Origin of the sequence: Arthrobacter livingstonensis (genome assembly GCF_003219815.1) — a bacterium.
GTDB lineage: Bacteria > Actinomycetota > Actinomycetes > Actinomycetales > Micrococcaceae > Specibacter > Specibacter livingstonensis.
On the sequence record NZ_QJVD01000077.1, the window covers coordinates 1 to 2,858 of the forward strand.

General features: G+C 60.4%; 2 protein-coding genes. Both read right to left on the bottom strand.

Annotated features, from left to right (window positions below; all coding sequences use genetic code 11):
* Positions 1–2 precede the first annotated feature (2 nt).
* A complete protein-coding gene (locus CVV68_RS22745) occupies positions 3–671 on the bottom strand; it encodes a DUF5134 domain-containing protein (RefSeq protein WP_110503252.1) in 669 nt (222 codons plus the stop codon).
* Positions 672–892: 221 nt separating this feature from the next.
* Complete coding sequence (locus CVV68_RS22750) at positions 893–2,833, bottom strand: primary-amine oxidase (protein ID WP_110503253.1); 1,941 nt, start codon at positions 2,831–2,833, stop codon at positions 893–895.
* Between the last annotated feature and the right edge of the window lie 25 nt (positions 2,834–2,858).

Here is a 2,858-nt window from a genome sequence, read left to right on the forward strand (position 1 = left end):
GTTCATGTTGTCATGGTGGCGAACATTAGGGCCATGACGGCGGCGCCGAGGGCTTCGAGTCCGTGTGCTGCGCGGATGGAGGGTTTTGGGGCGGCTTTGTTGTGGTTGGTGGTTTTCGTGGGTCGGGAACGCAGGAGAAGGATGATGAAAATCATCGCCGCCGCTGTGAAGACTGTTGTTAGCAGGATTGCCAGGTCGGGGGAGTGGTCAATTGGTGCTGCAGCCGTGGTTTTTACTGGTGCTGCCATCGCGTGGTGGTTGTGAGACATTGACATTCCGGCCATGCCGTCGGAGGGAGTGGTTTGGTAGTTGGTGGTGGTCATGGGAGCCATCATGGCGATCATGAGGGCGGCGCAGGTCATGGTGAGGCTGTGGTAGAGGCATTTGAGTCGGCCGTGGCTATTGGCGCAGAGTGTTTTGAATTCCGGTCGGGCGACTCCCTGGATGATAAACCACAGTGCCGCGCCGGTGAGGACTGTGATTTGGACGAGCAGGGTCGACGGGGCGAGGTTCCACAGCATGGCTGCCATTAGGACGTGCATGAGGGCATGGAGGCTGTTGTTTACCTGGTCCGTGATTCGGCGGGACCGTGTCGCCTGCAGGAGGTGATAGCTTCCGCTCAGCAGCAGGACGGTCGTGAGGGTCCAGGTAATTGCGGTGATATTGAACAATCGGATCACGCTCCCACTACTGGGTTGGGGGTTGGGTTAGGTACGGGTTGGTCCCCGATGCTGCTGTTGACAGCATCGGGGACCGCCTGTTGAGGGATGTTCCTTCGCCAGCTCGGGTTCAGTTCATCCAAGGCATCCTCAAGTTCCCGTTCCCCTGGGCAGTTCGAGTGGTGTTTGGGGGCCGGAACTTTCGGTGTCTTTCGCTTCTCCTACGCCGCTTGTTAGTTCTGGTTGCAGCAGTGTGTGGTGTTGGTGTTGGTGGTTGTTTCGGGGCTGGGGAGGTTCAGGGTGGGGTTTTGGTTGAAGAAGCCGTGGGGTTCGAGCATGAAGCCGATGTTTTGGCGGGGCATGACGGGCCAGTCTTCGAGGCGGACGACGTGGTGCATGCCGAAGGTGTACCAGAGGACGAGGTCTTTATCGACGATGTTTCGGTCTGCTTGGGTCCATGCGGGCAGGCCGTCATCGCCGCCGGTGCTCTGGTTCGGGAATTCCCCGGCCGCGAAGCGTTCGTTCCGGTCGTAAGCGGTGACCCAGAGGTTGTTGCGGGCAAACTGTGCGCGTTGGCTGACGTAGGACTCGTCCCCGGCGGCCAGGGTGATGCCATTGGTGGGGATGAGGCGGTACGCTACCGGTTCGTCCACGATGTTCCTGCTGTCGTGGTTGGCGATCTTCCAGAAGCGGTGTTTGGAGACGTCTGCCTTGCGGATTGCTGCTTGTTCGGTTTCCAGGAGCCGATCGACTGCCTTGAAGGCGGTGTGGGTGGGGTTGTTCTCGGGGATTTCCATGTCGACTTCGTAGACGGCGTTGCGGGGACCGTCGATCTCGAAGTCCATCCTGACGTTGAACATGTGCTGGTGGATGGGTCCGTAGAGTCCGTCGTTGTTCAACGCCTGCCCGTACGGGGTTTTCTCCCCGGGGTGCTGGGCGGCCGTGGAGAGGATTCCGGTGGCCTTGACCAGGAACTCGATGCTCCCGTCAAGGTAAAGGTGCCAGTAGAAGCCGTACTCGTAGTTGGCAACGGTGGCGATGAAGGAGATCACGAGCTTGCGGCTGCGCCGGACCTCGGCGGTGCCCTCGCGGAAGTCGAAGTGCTTCCACATGATGCTGTCGTCTTCTTCATGCATGCAGATGGCATTCTCAATGGTCATCGGGTTGCCGTGGCTGTCGGTGGTAATACCGTCGAAGTACTTGATCTCACCCAGGCAGTCACAGCCGAGCTTGAGGGAATTGGCCATGTTGCCGATGTTGTACTCACCGGAATCAAAGGCGTTCTTCTTGGCCTGCACAGGTGCCGGGTCACCATAGGGGACGACCATCTCCGACAAGGACGCCCTGTTGATCACGGGCCGGTCGATGCCCTGGTCACGGAAACGCAACTGGTGAAGGACCAGGCCTTCCCGGGGGGTGAAACCAACCCGGAAGGACCAGTCGGCCCATCGGACGTGGTTGCCGGTGACCTTGAAGGAAGGACCCTTGGGCTGGGTGATGGAAATGGGGTTGAGGTCGGTGCGGGCCGGCCCGACGTATTCGGGCAGGTAGTTCCCGCTGGCACTGGGCACCGGGATGGCCTCGTTGTCCTCGACCTTGACAACCGTCCCGGAGCTGAGGTCGTAGAAGACGACGAAGTTCTCGATCGGGTGCGCGTAGGGACTGTCGGTGGGATTGTCACGGACGAAGACCAGGGCGCGCATCAGGCGCCGCCCCTGGGCGTCTTCTCCGAAATAGCCCACAGACCACGGCTCAAAGCAGACAAGGCCCAGATCGGTCAGGCCCCGGGCGGCGAGGGCCGCGATGACGTTCGGGTCCTTTCGGCAGGCTTGTTCGCACTCGGCAAACTCGTCCAGCATAAAGGGCGGCTGAACGCCCGAGGCCAACTGCGTCCACGTCTCCACGACGCCGGAATCAAGGCCGACTACCGCCGCGTAGGCAATACCCGTGCCACGGTCAACCAGGACTGCGTCTGCCTCGCGCACCGTTTCACTACCGGCCCTCAACAATTCCTTGGCCGGCTCGCGCAACTCAACGCTGATGAAGCGGAACGACTCCGCCGCAGCCTGGCCATCCTTCAAAACAGAGACCGCCCGGGAAATCTCAGCCCGCGACAACGGATCCAAGGGGTGCGATACCCCGACTACAGAGTGGGTTTCAGTGCTGACAGACATGCAATTCTCCTTGATTCATAATTCA